A 17,447-nucleotide genomic window follows, 5' to 3' on the forward strand; every position below is an offset into this window, starting at 1 on the left:
GAAACATGTTCGTAACCTGACGCGCGAGCCGGGGAAACCCGCTGTTTTACACTTGGAACCTGTAAGTCCATATGAAAGGAGCGGTCCATTGACTGCACTTGAAACTAAGGCCGATGCCGAGGCCCTCATCAATCAGGAAGGCGTGGAGTATGTCTCCATCCGCTTTACCGATCTGATCGGCGTACAGCAGCACTTCACGGTGCCGGCCAGCGAATTCCTGAAGGATGCATTCACCGACGGCATGCCCTTCGATGGTTCATCGATCAAGGGATTCCAGGCGATTAACGAATCCGACATGAACATGATCCCCGATGTGAGCACCGCGTTCATCGATCCGTTCCGCAAGCACAAGACACTCGACGTGGCCTTCTCCATCGTCGACCCGATCACCGGCGAGCCCTATTCGCGCGATCCGCGTCAGGTCGCTGCGAAGGCCGAAGCCTACCTGAAGTCCACCGGCATCGCCGACACCGCCTCCTTCGCCCCCGAAGCTGAGTTCTTCATCTTCGACAAGGTGCGTTTCGAGAACACGATGCAGCGTTCCTTCTATGAGGTCGACTCCATCGAAGCCCCGTGGAACTCCGGCTCCGAGTACGAAGAGGACGGCACGCCGAACATCGGCTTCAAGAACCGCATCAAGGGCGGCTACTTCCCCGTTCCGCCGCAGGACCACAACCAGGATCTGCGCGACGACATGGTCGCCAACCTGCAGAAGGTCGGCTTGATTCTCGAGCGTTCTCACCATGAGGTCGCCGGTGCAGGCCAGCAGGAGATCAACTACCGCTTCAACACGCTGCAGCATGCGGGCGACGATCTGATGAAGTACAAGTACGTCGTGCACGAGACCGCTGCGCTGGCGGGCAAGGCTGCGACCTTCATGCCTAAGCCCATCAACGGCGACAACGGCACCGGCATGCACTGCCATCAGTCCCTGTGGAAGGACGGCAAGCCGCTGTTCTACGACGAGCAGGGCTACGGCGGTCTTTCCGACATCGCGCGTTGGTACGTTGGCGGTCTGATCAAGCACGCTTCGTCGGTGCTGGCCTTCACCAACCCCTCGCTCAACTCCTACCACCGCCTGGTTCCCGGCTTCGAGGCGCCGGTCAACCTGGTGTACTCCGCAAGGAACCGTTCGGCCGCCATTCGTATCCCGCTGGCCGGCACTTCCCCCGCTGCCAAGCGCATCGAGTTCCGCGCGCCTGACCCCTCGTCGAACCCCTTCCTCGCCTTCTCGGCGCAGCTGATGTCCGGCCTGGACGGCATCCTCAACCACATCGAGCCTCCGGCTCCGGTCGACAAGGATCTCTACGAGCTTCCGCCCGAGGAGCATGCCGGCATCAAGCAGGTTCCGGGTTCGCTCGACGAGGCGCTGAATGCCCTCGAAGAGGATCACGACTTCCTGACCGCTGGTGACGTGTTCACCGACGATCTCATCGAGACCTGGCTCGACCTCAAGCGCGGCGAAATTGATCAGGCTCGCCTTGCCCCGACCCCGCTGGAATACGAGTTGTACTTCCACATCTGAGTTGGTGCCTTTGGCTATCTTCGAAAATTGTGCGTTTTCTGTTTCCTAGGTAGCCAAAGGCAGTCGTAGCAGATATATGGTGAAGCCTCGGTAGTTACTTGCTACCGGGGCTTCACTATATCCGGGCATCGTTTGTGCTGTCTTTCGTTGTGCTGTGTTCCGACTGGGCTGCCTTTCGTCTGTGCTGCCTCCCAACCGTGCCGTGCAGCTGGCACGGTCACATGTCTGCTGTTCAGCTCTCGGTCAGCCGACTTCCCATAGCGTCGAAGCGACTTGGCGCAGGAACCAGCGTTCGTGGGAGACCACGATCAGTGCGCCCGGGTAGGCTTGCAGCGCAGCGGCCAGCGCCTGCTTGGAATGCAGATCGAGGTGATTGGTCGGCTCATCCATGATGATGAGCTGCGGATGCTGTGCGATTCCTAGGCACAGCAGCAGTTTGCGCAACTCCCCCGGTGAAGGCGAGGTACCGGCAGTCAGCCGGTCCGGATCGGCGTTGAGCTGGGCATAGGAGCTCAGGACCCGTGATTTGACTTCACTCGGCAACTCGCGCAACTGCGCCAACGCGCGCTTCGCATCATCGTCGGTGGTGTTCTGCGCAATCATGAGGTAGGGCACCTCGCCGCCTGAGTTGGCCTGATCATTCTGGTCAATCTGCTCAACGCTCTTGTCGTTCCAATCACCCAGGCCTTTCAGCACAGCATTCACAATCGTGGTTTTCCCTCCACCGTTCGGGCCAGCGATGCCGATGTGATCTCGCGGACCGACGCTCAGCACGGGAATCGCCACGCCGACTCGGGGGAAATCCGTTGCGCCTGACATATCTACTACCTCTTGCGACAGCGTTGATTGCGTTGCTGTCGCTGCCGAATTAATTGCAGCCGAATCAGTCGCCCCGCCAGCCGACATCGAGCCAGTCCCCTGCGAAACGACATGCAATCGAGCCAGCTCCGCATGCTGCTCGGAGTTCGGCTCGGTTATCACCATGTCAGAACCATAGTAAATAACCCCTGCAGGCAGATGCACCAGCTCTCGGCGGTGGCTTGGCTCGATATCGAACCAGATCTGGCCGTCATAGCGCTTCGCCGCAGTCGCAATGCTCGCCGCACGCTCGTCAGCAGCCGCCAATCGCCCGCCCAACTGTGCATACTGCCGCGCAGGGTTGGCGTCCAGACTCAGCGCTTTCGCTCCGATTCGGCGGTTTCGCGCGTCATGATCCCTGGGGTCGATTCGCTCTCCATGCCGCTTGATCGCGTCGGCCTTCTGCACCTGCTGAAAACGCTCGGCACGTATGCGCCGCAGGCGATTCGCTTCCTTGTTCGCACTCATTGCTGCATCGCTTGCTGCGCGGTCGCGGCGCTCGACCTGAGCTGTCATATCGGAATACCCGCCGGCGAATTCCAGAATCGCAGTGACATTGCGGCCCTTGATATGCCGCCGCTCGAACACCACGCAACGCGAGCATACAGCTTCGATCAGGTCCACATCATGCGACACCACGATGCCTATGTCGCTAAAAGAGCGCAGCGCCTCGGCAATGGCCAAACGTGTGGGTTCATCGACGTGATTAGTCGGCTCATCAAGAATCAGCAGGTCAGGGCGTAGCGAAAGCGCGCAGGCGAGCTGAAGCCGCTTCGCCTCACCGCCTGACAGACTGTCGTAGCGATACGCCCAATCATCGCCGATGCCTAATGACTCGCGTATCCGCAAGGTTTCCGGCGACCAGTCGATAGCGAAATCCTCAAGGTTTTCTGGAGCTTCGTCGGTGCGCTGCGGGCAGTAGGCGCTGATGAGGCTGCCCGGTTTCGGTGCGATGCTGCCACTGTCAGGTTTCACATGCCCGATTACAATCTGCATCAGCGTGGTCTTGCCGATGCCGTTATCGCCCAGCACCGCAGTCCATCCGGAGGGAAAGGTCACGTTGATATGCTCGAACAGCGGCGTCGAAGAGCTGGGATATTCGTAGCTGATGTCATTCAATGTCAATACTTGCGGGTGCACCATAGTTGGTCACTCCAATCATGGAATATAGCGCATTGCAAGAAACTTCAACGATACTGACGGTATGCGGTGGAACCCAACTGAGGCTCGCAGCCCTTATATTCCAGCGTGATGCGGCTTGGCCTGCGAAGCGATGTGATGGGACGAGCGCGGCAATGCGCCTCAACGCGCACGCACTACGAGACAACGTCGTGTATGCAGCACAACCGTCTCGCGCATCCGTCATTCATCACAGAAGCAAGGTCAGCAACCCTTTCGCCAAAAATTCAGACCCCTTGGCATATCAGGAATCTCTATCCCAAACCTTACGATACCACGGCTCGACTCACACTTTTTGGCCTAGTCGAAAAAGTGTGCCTGACTTATTTTTTAAGTGCATATTGGATATCGTCGGCTACTGCATGTAATGCAAATGGCTACATCATATTCATTAGGCTCTTTTATGCGAATCGTATCGCAATCCACATTGAAGTGACCTCAAATCAATTCCCAAAAACGGCTTCATTCCGCCAAAGCACCATCTACTGAGAAGAGCGACTACTTTGTCGAAGGCCTAATGAACGAAAAAAGGACCTAATGAACGGCTTTTGTCTGCGGCGCGCATAGGCATATGACGAACGTCGAACGATAACATAGCTGCAGAACGTTCATTAGGTCCTTTTTTCGTTCATTAGGCTCTTGCCGAAGTACAAGCCTTCAGAGGCTTTACTTGATCACTGGTATTCCGCCATTCCTCAAGGTCATGTATCGATCCGAAACCTCCAATTCGAGTTATTCCGTCGAAAATCCACCTAATGAATATGAGACAAGATGTGTGTACTTGAATATTGGCGAAACAGCATGGAACGAACGGCTTAAGAGTCATCTCCGACGACGTTCTTCCTCCGGCGACAACCCCTTCGCGAGGAAATCGACGACTTTGACGGTGGCGGAATCGATGTCGAGGTCCGCCGTACCCAACAAGATGTATGGCATCGTGGTGCCGATGACGGTGGAGGCGATGGTGCGCATGATTGTTGTGGCGGGCCAATCAACGAGCTGGCCCGCCTGCTGGTAGCGCTTCAGGATCGGCTCGATCGTCTCGGTGATGGCGTCGGAGAACTGCCCCAGAACCACTGTGAGCGTCTGGGAGTCGTTGAGCACTCTGCCGATCATGATGCGAATGAGCTGACGGTTGGATATGGCGAAAGCCATGCGATCGCGCACAATAAAATCCAGGAATGCCCGAAAGTCCGCAGAATCGTTCCGTACGACCTCCCCCATGAACTCCTTGGCGAGGCGAGGCACCACCACAGTGGCCAGCGGTGCGAGCAGCGCGTCCAGCAGGCCTTGCTTGCTGCGGTATTTCTTGTACACGGTTCCCTCGGAAACGTGCGCAAGCTGTGCGATGTCCTTGGTGCTGGTGGCGTCAAATCCTTTTTGTGAGAACAGCGTGAGGCAGGCCGTGAGCACGGCCCGCTGCTTGTCGGTCAAGTCGTCCGTTTGCAGGCTGGCAGCAAATGCATCCTCGACCAGTTGACGTGACTGCGCCACAGCGCCACCTACCTTCCCGCCCGCGTGCGAGAGCTATGTGACGCATGCGGCCCACGGAGCCGCCGCAGCAGCTTTCCCCGCGTTCCAGAGCGCCGAAGCGTGCGCATGGTCAGCATATTGAGCGCGAAGAACACGATCAGGAATCCCACAAGCACCATAAGATGCGACGCGACGTCGCTGAAGCCGCTCCCTCGTTCTATGACGTCGCTCATGCTCGTGGCACCCCAATACAGAGGCATGATATGGGCAATCACCTGCAGCCAGCGCGGCATGGAATCAACGGATATGAGACCGGAGAAGAATATCTGCGGGATGATAATGATAGGGATGAACTGCATCATCTGGAATTCGGTTTTCGCAAAGGCCGAAATCAGCAGCCCGAGAGCGAGCGCCGTCAGCGCGATGAGGATGCTGATAAGCATGACCAGCCATAGGCCGCCTAGAATCTGGATCTTGAACACCTGGATGGCGAACAGCATAATCAGGCAGGTCTGGATGACGGCGAACAATCCGTAGCCCGCAAGATAGCCTCCAAGGATCTCGCGGAATGTGATTGGCGTGGCGAGCAGCCGGTACAGCGTACCGGTGGTACGTTCGTGCAGCAGCGCCATACCGGAGATGATGAACACGAAGAAGAACACGACGAATGCCATCAGCACCGGCAGCAGATTCGTAAAGAAGGTCGAGTCTTTGGTGCCGTACAGGTAGTGAACCGAAACCGTGGCGGGCGCTGTCTTTGCAGGAGCTGAGGAAGTCGAAGAAATAGCGGGAGCCGAAGACCGTGCAGACGCTACTGGCATAGGAGTCGCCAGCGGGATATTCGCCGTCTTAAGCATCGACGTAAGGCTCTCAAGTTGCTGCTGCAGCGCTGTCAATGCCTGGGCCTGCGCGGCGATGGCCGTCTCAGCGGCTTTGGCCTGCAGCGTTACCTGCGAGGCATGCAAGCGCTGCTCGATAAGCGTGTTCTTGCTGATGTCATCGCCCGCCAACGTGAGTGTCAACGTGCTGCCATGCTGCTCGAGCAATCCTGCGTAATCGTTGTCCCTGATGATGCGCTCGGCACTTATGCTCGCATCGTTGCCGCTGGCAGGCACCGTATACACGGCGAGATCGTCGGATTTGAGCGCGACGACGAGCCGGGAATCCACCGCCCGCACGCCAAGGTCGGCACTGGTGGTTCCCACACCTTGGAACAGGTAATACAGCAACGTGAGAATGAGCAGCGGCGCGACGAGCATGAGCGCCAGTGTGCGCTTGTCGCGCACCATTTCCAGCATGACTCGTTTAATGATTGCTATGGTGCGCATCTTGTCCCTTTCCCGCCGCGATGAACGCATCCTCAAGCGTTGGCGCGCTGAACTGTTCGACGACTTCGTCAGGCGTGCCTTCGGCGATGTTCATGCCGTCACGAATCATGATGAGACGGTCCGATTGCTGCGCGTCCTCCATGACGTGCGTCGTCAGCAGAATCGTCTTTCCCCCGCCTGCCAATCGGCGCAGCTCGGTCCAAATTTGCCTGCGCAGTTCGGGATCGATGCCGACGGTAGGCTCATCGAGTATCAGGATGGGCGGATTGCTTATCATCGAGATGGCGAGGGACAGCCTTCGCTTCATTCCTCCGGAGAAGTTGCCGACTCGGGTATGCAGGTCTTTCGCTAGCCCGACGACGCCTGCTACCTGCGGAATCGCCGCACGCAGCTGCTGTTTGCTCATCGAGAGCACAGTGCCGAAGAATCGCAGATTCTCCAAGGCTGTCAAGTCAGTGTATAGGGCATCATTCTGCGCCATGTAGCCGATGCTGCCGAGCAGCATGCGGTTGGGCATGTGCACGCCGAACACATGCACCGTTCCTGACTGCGGGGCGAGCATCCCCATGATGGCGCTCACCAGCGTGGTCTTGCCCGAACCGCTCGGCCCGATAAGCGCGACTATCTCCCCACGCCTGATCTCTAGGCTCACGTCGTGCAGCACTTCGGTTTTGCTGTAGTTCTGGCAGACATGCGAGACGGTCACTACGGCGGCATCATCGGCGTTGTCGCCGCCCGGCCTGTTGGTATCTGATTGCGTCATCAGCGTTGCCGCCGTTCGTGGCCAGTTGTGGTCGTAATCATCGTGGTCGTAGTCGCGGTCATGTTCGCCATGTCACTTCCAATCACTAGGTGAGTGAGTACTCACTTAGTGTATGGCATGATCGAGTCTTGTCAAATTTCATCATTGGAAAGCTCAACTCATAAGTCGCTTCGCTAGGGCCTCGAAGGATTGGGCCAGCGGGCTTGAGTCCAGCGCGCCTTCGGGCGTCAGAACCGCTGGGCGTCCGGTTTCGCCAATTTCCCGTATCTCGGGCTGCAGCGGCAGCTGGGTGAGCAGCGGCACGTCGGTGCCGAGCGCCTCGGTCAGTTGCTGGCTGACGCGCGCTCCCCCGCCCTCTCCGAAAAGCCGCAGCCGCTCGCCGTTATGGTCGAAGTAGCTCATGTTTTCCACGACTCCACGCACCTTCATCGGTACCTGCAACGCCACGAGCCCGGAGCGCACGGCCACGTCGGAGGCGCTGGGCTGGGGCGTGGTGACTACGACCAGCTCGGCGTTGGGCAGCGCCTGCGCCACGGAAATCGCCATGTCCCCGGTGCCGGGGGCCAGATCGAGCAACAGCACGTCGGGGCTGCCCCACCACACGTCGGCGAGGAACTGCTCCAAGGAGCGCTGCAGCCGTGGGCCCCGCCACAGAATCGCGCGCTCGGAGCCGGCGAACATGCCGATGGAAATCATCTTGACGCCCCACGCAGTGACGGGCATAAGCATGCCGTTGAGGTTCGTGGGCTGGGTGTGCACACCGAACAGCTTCGGCAGTGAGAAGCCGTAGATATCGGCGTCGATGGCGGCCGTGTCGTAGCCGAGGGCCGCGAAGGTGGCGGACAGATTCGCCGCGACCGAGGACTTGCCGACGCCGCCCTTGCCCGAGGCGATGGCAAAGATGCGCGTCTTGATGCCCGGCTTGTTGAACGGATTCTGCCGCCGCTCGGCCTTGAGCCCGGCCACGAGATCGGCGAGCTTGTCGCGGCTCATCGACGACACTTCGATATGCGGGATGAGCGTCGCGTAAGGGTACGAGGCCACTGCGCCGTTGATCTGGTTGGTGATGGTCTGCGAGAGTGGGCAGTCCTCGACGGTCAGCTCGACTTTCACCGTCACGTCATAGGTGTCGCCAGCGTCAGCAAGGCCGGAGGCAGCATTACCACTAACGTCAGTGACATCAGCAACCGCTGTCAGGCCGGTTGCGCCGGGCGCAGCCGCGAGTGTCGCCTTGATGGAGGCAATCATGCCGATATCGGTGATGGAACGACCCAGCTCCGGGTCGATCACCTTGCTCAGGCGCTCGTACAGCTCCGCCTCGATATTGCGCGTTGCCAGTGATTCAGGCTGCGTGTGCGTCATCCAAGCCTCCTCGTGTCATTCGCCCCAACCACCCTAGCGCCTCGACGCGCGGCATGCCAGAGCGATTCGCCAAGCCGGATTCCCAGCCGTTCGCAAGCCTTACTGCTCACCCGCCGACTCACCAGATTTCTCCGCCGAATCGCTTGCCGAATCACCCGCCGACTCACCAGCCGCCCTATCTGCCTCCCCCGGCTCGCCGGTCTCTAGCAGCCGTTTGAACTGCGCCTCGTCAAGCATCGGCAGGCCCAGTTCCTCGGCTTTGCCCGCCTTGGAGCCAGCGTTCGCGCCGATGACGACATAATCCGTTTTCTTGCTCACCGAACCGGCCGCCTTGCCACCGTGCTCAATGATGGCCTCTTTCGCCGAATCACGGCTGAAATCCTCAAGCGAACCGGTGACGACGACCGTTTTGCCGGCCAGCGTCTGCGGCGCATTGTTCGTCTCGACGCCACGTCCGACCCCTGCGGCCTTCCATGCGGCGAGAATCGCGCCACGCCAGTCGCCGGGCGTATGCGCGGCAGCGAACCAGTCCACGATGGATTGGGCGATCTCCGGCCCGATGCCGTCGATGTCGCACAGTTCCTCGGCGCTGGCCTGCTCGATGGCTTCAAGCGAGCCGAGCCTCGTAGCCACCAGCCGCGCGGTGGGAGGGCCGAGCCGTCTGATCGACAGTGCTACCAGCACGCGCCACAGGTCGGCGTCTTTGGCCTTTTGAATCTCGTCAAGCATGGCGAGCGTGGTGCGTGAGGGCTTGGCGGCGATTTCGCCCGATTTGCTCTGGTTGTAGAACGCCGGCACCCGATGCCACAGGCCCGAGCTGCCGACCCGTCGGCGCTGCTTGTGCTTGCGCCCAGCCTCGTCGGTTCGTTCGTTCACTTCGATGATGGGTGCCTCGCGCCAGACGTACACATTGCGCAAGTCCTCGGCTGTGATCGCGAACAGACCCGCTTCGCTGGTGAGCACCGGCGTCTGCGCAGGCGGCAATTCCAGCCCTTCGACCGGCTCATACGATTTCGGCGATTCGCCCGGAGCAACGGTTATCTCGCGCAGATTCGGCGCATACGTGTCCGCCGAACTCGGCCGGTTCTCCTCCGGATTAGTCAGCGCCACAGCGCTCTGCTCGCCCAAGTGCTCGATGTCGAAGGCCTTGCGCGAGGCCAGGCTGATGATGCGTTCGGTGAGCTGGGCCGGGCAGGCCTCCACATTCGGGCAGCGGATGTCCTTGTCACCCTCCTTGGTGGGTGCCAGCACTGCGCCGCAGGATGGGCAATACTTGGGCATCACGAATTCGCGCAGCTGATCTTCGCGCCCTTCGCGTCGGCTCAATACCGGCCCTACCAGTTCGGGAATCACATCGCCGGCCTTGCGCACCACCACCGTGTCGCCGATGAGCACAGCCTTGCGCTTGACTTCGAAGGCGTTGTGCAGCGTCGTGCGCGACACGGTCGAACCAGCGACCAGCACCGGCTTCAAGATCGCGACCGGCGTGACGCGGCCCGTGCGCCCAACCTGCACCTGGATGTCGAGCAGCTCGGTGTTGACCTCCTCGGGCGGGTACTTGTACGCAATCGCCCAGCGCGGGGCGCGCGACGTGGCACCCAGCGTGCGCTGCAGCGCCAGATCGTCGACCTTGACCACGATGCCGTCAAGCGCGTGCTCGATGTCGCCGCGATGCTCCTCGTAATAGTCGATCATCGTCAGAGTCTGGTCGAAATCGGTGACCTCGCGATTATGCGGGGAGACCGGAATCCCCCAGGTCTGATACAACTCATACGCCTGCGACTGGTCCTCGACGTGGTCTGCGCCCTGCGGCACCCGGCCGCCCGGCCAGCGCAGCTGCCCCAAACCATGAGCATAGAAGCTCAGCCGCCGTGTGGCGGTGACGCGCGGGTCCTTCTGGCGCAAGGAGCCGGCTGCGGCGTTGCGCGGATTGGCGAATGGCGCCTTGCCCTCATCCTCGTTGCGCTCGTTGAGCGTGCGGAAATCATCCCAGCGCATGAACACCTCACCGCGTATCTCCACGAATTCGGGAATATCCTTGGCCTCGCCAGCCAGGTTGGCGGGAATCGTGGCGATGGTGCGCACATTCATCGTGATGTCCTCGCCGGTCACGCCGTCGCCGCGCGTCAGGCCCTGTTCGAGCACACCGTTACGGTATATGAGATTTAATGCCAGCCCGTCGATCTTGACCTCGCAGGTCATCGGCAGCGGCTTGCCCTCCGGCCAGTCGAGATCGCGGCGGACCGAATCGTACCAGTCGCGCAGCTCCTCAATGGAGAACACGTCGTCCAGGCTCATCATCTGCGAAGGATGGCGCACCGAGGCGAAATCATTCGAGAACGAGCCGCCCACGCGATGCGTCGGCGATTGCAGCGAATCCAGCGTTGGGAACGCGGCTTCGAGGGCCTGCAGGCAGCGCATGCGCGCGTCATAGGCAGCATCCGAGGAGGCCGGAGCGTCATTCACGTAATAGGCGATCTGGTCGGATTCCACCCATGAAGCCAGTCGCGCCCACAATCGGGCGGCATCCTCGGCGCTCATCGCACTTACGTCAAGATCATCAAGCTGCAGCGCATCGGCATCACTCGGCTGCAGCGCGGCGATCCATGCCGCCGAGCCGGGTTCGGGCCGGTCCGAGGCAGCGGCTCCGTCGAAATCCAACGTAGCCTGCGCCCGCTGTCGTGTCGTGTCGCTCATAGTCGTCTCACCTGTGTGTCTTACGTGGATATGGATTGTCTCTCACGATTGTATATGCGCACTACGCATGCCGCGATTCGCGTAGTGCGTGCGAAGTGAACATCAGAACCAAGGTAATTTTCCATCACAATGGCAAAATAGCAAGGTTCATGCCATAGCCATTAACGCCGAGTATGTTTGTTTCGTGCGCACTACGCAACGGGCGACGAGAGTAGTGCGCACAGTCAGGTGTTGAGCGAACGCAGGAACTGCGCCTGCGCCATGTCGATCCCGTCGTCGTCCGAATCATTCATCCGCGCCGCAGCGACCGACAGCGTGCGCGCCGGAACGAACATGGCGTTGTCGACGCATACCCGCGCCGCATCGCGTACGATTTCGGCAGCCTCGGTATGCGGCCAGACCGGCAGGCCGTGCGCGGCGAGCAGTTGCTGCGCCTGCTCCACGTCATGCGGCACTATGACGCATTGCGACTGCGCACGGGCAAGCAGCTCGTGTAACTCCGCATCCAGTGAGCCAATGCTTCCCGAGGCGATATGATCGCTCATGATGTAAGCGGCCGTTGCGACATCCAACTCGTCGCGCATCCACTCGGCGTAAGCAAAGCGATAATACGCGAATGCGGCGTCGTTGCGATCCAGCGCGACACGCAGCGCGTTCAGACACGCGGCCCGGGCGGAATCCCAGTCCTCATTGCGCGCCAGCTGCACGGCCAGCTTCATATGCGAAAGCGGATAGGTCGGCGCATAGGACACCATCGCATTGAGCTGCGGCAGCGATTCCTTCGCCCCTTTGAGCTGCGCGAGCACGTCGGCCAGCTCCATATGCGCGTAGAACAGGTTGTCGGGGATGAGCACCGTGCGCTCGCCGGGCGTGGCGAAGAGACGGTTGTAGACCACGCGCTCCGCATAGGAATTGAAATAGCGCGGCACGCCATCACCTGCGGCGAACATCTCGTCGAGCTGATCGACCTGCTCGCCCAAGTGCTGCAAAGCCTGCTCCGCCTGCCCGGAGAACAGCATGTCGCGAATTTTGACTCGCTCCTGATCAAGCCGCGACGACAGGGAGAACTCGAAGTCAGGCGTGTCGTGATCATCAATCAGCGCGCTGCCAACCTGCGGGGCCAGCTCGGCGAGCTCCGGGTCACCAAGCTCTTCAACGATGCGCATGGCCTGCTGGGCTTTGGCGACGGATGGCTGCGCGTCGTCGGCGGCAATGCGATGGAAATCATCGACCGCACGCTGCAGCAAATCCTCGCGCTGAATCGAAAGCCATATCGTATTGCTGGCGCCCAGCACCCGCGCCACGCCTGGCTTGAAATCCACGTCCGAAAGCTCGGGCTCCTCTTGGGAGCCGAGCGGCGAGAATCGCGCGTCGCGCAGATTGAACTCCGCATTGACGGCCCGCAGCCCGCCGCGCTCGTCCGCGTCCATGACCGCGCCGAAGCGGCGATACGTCTCCACGGGGTGGCGCAGCCCATCCTGATGCAGCCGGGCAAGCAGCTCCTCGCGCGTGAAAGTGACTGTAGCCAGGGTGCGCACGCTGGGGTTGCGACGCAACGCCTCAAGTGGATCGCCGCCACCGGTCTGGCCGCCATCGCCTGCGGCTGCAATGTCATGGGCCGTATCGCCGCCCATCGTGTCGAAGGTCATCTCGTCGATATCGGGGAAGGCCACACCCTGCATCAGATCCTCGAATTGCCGATCGATCGAAGGCTGCGTGCCCTGCTCCTGCTGTGCCTTGTCATCACCCGCCTGTGGCTCCTGTGACTGACCGCTGCGCTGCTGTCCGCTCTCAGACGGTGTTTCGCTGCCAGCCGCGTGGCCAGTTGTGTGATCAGCCGCGTGGCCAGTTTCGTAGTCATGCCCGGCAGCAATCCCATCGATGCCCGCGGCATTGCCCGCGTTGTCGTCCGCCAAACCACCCGCAGCAGCGGCATTCGCACCGTCGCCAGCCACCGGAGGAATGCCCGATTCCGTGTCACCCTGGTTCGTCGGGTTCTCTCCGCGATGCCGCAGTTCCTCATCGGCGGGCGTTGTATTCGCCCGCGTGGGATCCCCGTGCACGTCGCCGTCTTTGGGGTCGGCCTTGGACGAGTCGAAGCGCAGATCGGGCGCACGCATGCGCTCGAAGGCATTCAGCGCCTGATTCATCATCTGCGTAATCGCGCTATCCTGCTCGGCGACGGCTTCCTCCAAGCCGATGGAATCGATATGCAGCGAAATCTGGCGGATATGGGGATTGGCCCCAAAGCCGAGGGCCGCCATGATCAGGCCGACGCGCAGATTGTAGTCGGCGCTCATCGCCGCACGTTCCTCCGGGCTGGTCTGCGCCCATGTGCGCGTCTTACTGTCATATCGCTGCGAAGGCATCATCGATGCGCCTGCGGTCGTAAAAGCGAAGGCGGCGTTGCCCGCGCTCAGATTCGAACGGAATTCCACATCAAAGCGATATGGCAGCTTCAACTGGCGCAGCAGCGTCGCCAAGGTCTGGCGTACCACCCATTCCGAGCCCAGACCGGCATCCGTACCAGCAGAATCCGTACCGCTAGCGTCCGTGCCGCCAGCAGGGTCGGGCGACTCCCGGGCAATCGTCTGCGCGCTCTCACGCGCCGCATCGACCATATGCTCGATGGCTCGTATGCCATCGTCGCCAGCCAAATCAGCCGCCTGCTGGTCGTCAAAACCCAACGCGCCCAAGGCAGGGTCTTCGAGCAGCGCCAGATCGATCTGCGCGGCCTGAATACGGGTCACCGTATCTTCAATCGGCGTGGCACCGATGCGCGCGTTGCGTTCCAGCCATCCGCTGACCGAGGAGAAGCGGTTGAGATTACCTTCGATGCGCAGCGATTTGAGCGCAGGGGCGAATTCCATCGAGGAATCCCACGCGAAGAAGTAGCTTCCCGAATAGCTCGACGTATACAGATGCAGCGGCTCAGCCCCATGCACCGCTTCAAGCCCTGGGGTAGGCTCCAATGCGCCAGCCTGCTCCATCAGATCGGAGAAATATTCTTCCAATCCCGAGACGCGCAGACCGCGCGAGCGCGCATCGTTCATATCGCGCACGCAGCGCCTGATGGCACCCATAGGAGCTTCCCGATTGAGCCGGCGGAAGATGTTACCCGAGCCGAAGCCGATCAGCTGACCACCAAGCTGCACCAGCAGATAGGCAGCGAAGAAAGCGATAGCGATGGCATCGCGATATTCCAGATCAAAGCGCATCGATTCAGGCAGCTTCATGCGCAACTGCTCAAGCGTGTAACGGTTGTCATGCTTGAGCCATGAGGCGAGCCACGTCATCTGCCCGCTCGCGTCGCGTCCTACGATGCCGCCGCGCACGACGTCGACGGCACGCTGGTTCTCGTTACGCGTCGTCGACGCCTTCAATCGCCGCAAGGTCGATGCGAGCGACAAGCCATGCGCCATGCCGTCGTTGCCCAGCCGGGCACCCTCGGGCAGGTGGGAAAGCCCTTCCTTGCCGAACAGCAGGCAGGGCTCCATGCCGTGCGTGTCCATAGCCGGATCGATGCCGACGAACACCCGTCCCTTGGCATCGGCGAGCGCGATCTGCGCGAAATGCCGTTCGCCCATGAACACGCCGAGCGAGAAAGCCTGGCCGTTGCTCTGCGGCAGCTGCGCCCAGCCCAATGCCAAGGCACTGGGGATGCCTTCGAATTGCGTGAACATACGATGCTTGGTCAGTGCGGGAAGCAGCAACGCGCCTTGTCGCAAATCGTCCAGCAGACCACCGACTCCGTCATGCGAGGAGGTCGAGGGGCCAGCGCCCTGATTGTCGCCCGTACGCCGCCCGCCGTCATCCGCCACGCCGAGAGCATGGACCGCGCCTCGCAGCTTCGCGAATATGGCGGATCCGCGCCATGAGCGGGCACGCTCGTTCGTATCGTGGATGAATTCAGGCATGTGCCTCATTGTTCCAATCCACTCAGACATGATGCTTATAGAATAATGGGGTGATCGCACGCATAAGACTCTTACGAAGGCACCGCCGGACATGGCTGCGCGCCCTGTTGGCGGCGGCGTTGATTGTGATGATGGAATGCGTGGCCTTCAACCTTCCGTTCTGGACCACCATCGCCGCCAGTACCGATTCCGATGGCGTGTACAACGCGATGGGCCCAGGGGTGTCTCGCACCGCTGACGGGCTGCTCAAGGTGACCGACCCTACGGGGGCTTATCTTGAGCTCGCCGCGGACGGTTCGTCATCCTACGCGCGCATCGATCCGGCGTCCGTGCCGAGCGAATCGCACAACGCGAACGGGCGAAACGCCGTGCTGTTTGCAGCGCGTGTCCGCTTGGATTCGGATGGGCGCGCCGGTCGTTCGCAGTCGGTGGATCTGAGCGTGCCGCAATCCCTGTATCTGCGCACCGATGCCAAAGCGAGCATACGGCTGTGGCTGCAGGAGCCTGCCGGCTCGCTGATCGCGATTCGCGCAGTCCGCGCCAACGCGCACGTGCCATTCCAGTTCGACTGGCTCAGAGTCGCCATTATGGCGACAATCATGCTGCTTATCGCTGCGTGGAGGCCGGGATCGGCGCTGTGGCGTATCACGCTGAATCCGCATAGCGTGCGTCAGCGGCTCGCCTTCGCGCTGCCGCTGCTGGCGGTGACGGCTGTTGCCGCAGTGGGCGTGGTCGCTCGGCTGCGGGCCGCCGCCCCGCTGAGCTTTCATCTGCCGGGCGAGTATACCTATGATTTCGACCAGTATGGGCATATGGCCGATGCGCTGCTGCATGGCCGTACTTGGCTCGATCTGCCGGTGCCCAAGCAGTTGGCGGCCGCCGCCAACCCCTATGACACGACGACGCGCGAGCAGTTGCTGGCGCAGGGCGTGAGCCCGATCTACTGGGATTACGTGTTCTATCAGGGTCATTGGTTCTCCTATTTCGGCGTGCTGCCTGCCGTGCTGCTATTCATGCCTTACCGCGCGATTTCCTCGCTGTGGGTGCCGGGAGGGGCGATGCTGCCGACCTCGGCTGCGGTGCTGGTGCTGGTAGCAGGCTTTATCATCGCCGGCAGCCTGCTCATTGTCCGTTTGGTGCGCCGGCTCGCCCCGCACGCCTCGATTGCGGCCACATCGATGGCGCTGCTGCTCGTGCTGATCGGGTCGAATGTCGCGTATCTGGGGCTGCGGATGAATTTCTATTCAGTGCCTTTCGCCGCTTCGCTGCTGCTCAGCGCGCTCGGCCTGTGGTTCTGGATCGGGGCGAGCGATGCGAAGCACCACGGGCGATTCGTGTGGCGCATCGGTGATGCGCCGGCGATATCGCTGCCGCATCTGGCCGCAGGTAGCCTGTGCATAGCCGCCAACATCGGGTGCCGGCCGACCTTCGCGCTGATTGCGCTGCTGGGCTTCCCGCTGTTTCGCCAGCAGCTCGCGGCCGTGTGGCGCTATGCTCGCCCGGGCGCGAAAACCGGCACACTGCGCGCGACTTGTGCGGTGCTGGTGCCAGCGCTGCTCATGGTGGTGCCAATCGGCGCGTATAACGCCGTGCGTTTCGGCTCCCCGTTCATATTCGGCGACGCCTATCAGCTCACGGTCGCCGACATGACGCACTATGCCCCGTCAGCGGCGAATATCCTGTCCATCGCCGGCTACTATCTGCTGCTGCCGTTACGCGCGACGGGCAGTTTCCCCTTCCTGGCGCTCTCCCCGACTCCACTGGCCCGATGGGCGTACACGGAGCCGCTGGTCGGCGGGCTGTTCATGCTGTGCCCGGTCTTGCTGCTGGCTTGGGCGCTGCCGTTCCTACGGCGCCGACTGCACGCGTCAGGGCTGTGGGGCACCTTGATGGGCTGCCTGTCGCTGGCTGTGGTGCTGATGCTGGTGGATGCCGCGCGAGGCGGACTCGGCTGGCGCTATATGACCGATTTCGGCTGGCTGTTCGCCCTTGCGGCCATCGCCGTCATGCTGGTGGTGCTGCGGGAGACAGATGCTGCGGTTCTCGTTTTTCCGGGCATTTCTGGCGCGTCGGGTATTCCTAGTGTTTCTAGCATTCCTGATGTTCCGAACGCGCACGAGACAGTGACGCTTGCGAATCGCAACGCAGCCAGCTACCAGCCACGCCGCTGCCGACCATGCTCCGCGCTCTGGTTCGTACGCCTCGCACTGCTGGCGCTGATGCTCGCGAGCATCACGATAACGCTGCTGTCCTTCTTCGTCCCCGGCCGCGACGACGCGCTGATTCACACGTATCCGACGCTCTACTACAGCGTGCGCTCCTGGTTCATGGCGTTGTGACGATGG

General features: G+C 61.2%; 9 protein-coding genes. 2 read left to right on the forward strand and 7 right to left on the reverse strand.

Translation table 11 applies throughout. The features are described 5' to 3' along the window. The first annotated feature begins 88 nt into the window (after positions 1-88). Positions 89-1,525 carry a type I glutamate--ammonia ligase gene (gene glnA / locus LKK40_RS04230; protein WP_152581725.1) on the forward strand — a complete coding sequence of 479 codons (1,437 nt, stop codon included), beginning with the start codon at positions 89-91 and terminating at the stop codon, positions 1,523-1,525. A gap of 243 nt (positions 1,526-1,768) precedes the next feature. Here the strand turns inward: glnA and LKK40_RS04235 are convergent, their stop codons facing one another. From LKK40_RS04235 to LKK40_RS04265, 7 genes are all read right to left on the reverse strand, one after another. Further along, positions 1,769-3,526, reverse strand: a complete 1,758-nt coding sequence (locus LKK40_RS04235; RefSeq protein ID WP_304309436.1) for an ATP-binding cassette domain-containing protein — start codon at positions 3,524-3,526, stop codon at positions 1,769-1,771. An 858-nt stretch (positions 3,527-4,384) separates the two neighbouring features. Further along, positions 4,385-5,056, reverse strand: a complete 672-nt coding sequence (locus LKK40_RS04240) for a TetR/AcrR family transcriptional regulator (protein WP_304309438.1) — start codon at positions 5,054-5,056, stop codon at positions 4,385-4,387. Between the two features lie 8 nt (positions 5,057-5,064). Next, entirely contained in the window at positions 5,065-6,363 is a 1,299-nt protein-coding gene (locus LKK40_RS04245; protein WP_304309441.1) for an ABC transporter permease, read from the reverse strand. Further along, a complete protein-coding gene (locus LKK40_RS04250) occupies positions 6,341-7,126 on the reverse strand; it encodes an ABC transporter ATP-binding protein (protein WP_304309442.1) in 786 nt (261 codons plus the stop codon). Before LKK40_RS04250 ends, LKK40_RS04245 begins: the two co-directional genes overlap by 23 nt. A gap of 153 nt (positions 7,127-7,279) precedes the next feature. After that, positions 7,280-8,488: a P-loop NTPase gene (locus tag LKK40_RS04255; RefSeq protein ID WP_304309444.1), complete on the reverse strand. Its 1,209-nt coding sequence runs from the start codon at positions 8,486-8,488 to the stop codon at positions 7,280-7,282. A gap of 99 nt (positions 8,489-8,587) precedes the next feature. Then, on the reverse strand, positions 8,588-11,185 hold the full coding sequence (gene ligA, locus LKK40_RS04260) for an NAD-dependent DNA ligase LigA (protein ID WP_304309446.1): 2,598 nt from the start codon (positions 11,183-11,185) through the stop codon (positions 8,588-8,590). A 224-nt stretch (positions 11,186-11,409) separates the two neighbouring features. Next, complete coding sequence (locus tag LKK40_RS04265) at positions 11,410-15,102, reverse strand: tetratricopeptide repeat protein (RefSeq protein ID WP_304309448.1); 3,693 nt, start codon at positions 15,100-15,102, stop codon at positions 11,410-11,412. A gap of 131 nt (positions 15,103-15,233) precedes the next feature. Between LKK40_RS04265 and LKK40_RS04270 the strand changes: the two genes are divergently transcribed. Beyond that, the gene (locus tag LKK40_RS04270) at positions 15,234-17,441 is read left to right on the forward strand and encodes a glycosyltransferase (protein ID WP_304309537.1); all 2,208 of its coding nucleotides are present in this window, start codon (positions 15,234-15,236) and stop codon (positions 17,439-17,441) included. The last annotated feature ends 6 nt before the right edge of the window (positions 17,442-17,447 follow it).

Origin of the sequence: Bifidobacterium tibiigranuli, assembly GCF_022655035.1 — a bacterium.
GTDB lineage: Bacteria > Actinomycetota > Actinomycetes > Actinomycetales > Bifidobacteriaceae > Bifidobacterium > Bifidobacterium tibiigranuli_A.